We start from the raw sequence: 812 nt of genomic DNA, 5'->3' as shown, positions 1-812 counted from the left end.
GAAAAGGTAGACGAAAAGGCACCTTTACACCACACGCATACGATCAACGAAATCGCAGATCTAGAAAGCGCTCTCAAAGGCAAAATGGCAGCCGATAAAACCTTCTCATTTGCTGATTTAAGTGATATCGAGGGGGCAAAAGATGCCGCCAATAATTATGTTCTCTATAAATCAAGCAATAATAACTTCACCTTTGGCAGTGCTGTCTCACTATTAGGCGCGCATCAACATAAAACCGAAGATATTGTGGGGCTTGATGATTTTAGAGCCAAAATCAACGAAGATCTCACAAGCTATGGTCGTTTAGCCAGCCCCAATGAATGGCAGAATTATAATAAATTTACCAGCAAAGTCACTATGAGTGGTGGCTTAGAACTGTTGGGAAACACATCATTGAATATTACCCATAATAACAAAATGATCACTAACTTAAGTACAAGCGGAAGCTCACTTAAAGGACCTTTGAGAGTCGATGGAGAACTTGTTTATACGAAATCAGAAATAGATATTCTCAAGCAGGAAATTAAAAACATCAAAAAAGATTTGATTAATAAACTCATTATTGCCGATGCTGAATTGCTTTATACGCAAGATGGGAAAATTGAATGGCCCAACTGGGTCACGGATAAAACCAAAGTCGAAATTACAGCCTGGGGTGGCGGCGGTAGTGGTGGTTGCTCTTGGTCTTATTGCTTAGGCGGCGGTGGAGGAGGTGGAGGTTGTTCCGTGTGGTACGGCTATAAAGCCAGTTTAAACGGGCATGAGGATATCATCATTGGTAAAGGAGGAACTTCTGTTGCAAAGCATGGTGC

1 protein-coding gene is annotated in these 812 nt (G+C 41.5%); it reads left to right on the top strand.

Annotated features, from left to right (window positions below):
- A partial coding sequence (locus ACFINX_RS10265; protein WP_375668816.1) for a Bgr_08870 family protein occupies nucleotides 1–812 on the top strand: 812 nt, incomplete at both ends.

Source organism: Bartonella sp. AP36NXGY, from assembly GCF_042195865.1.
Lineage (GTDB): Bacteria > Pseudomonadota > Alphaproteobacteria > Rhizobiales > Rhizobiaceae > Bartonella.
This window is presented reverse-complemented; position numbering and strand designations above follow the sequence as displayed.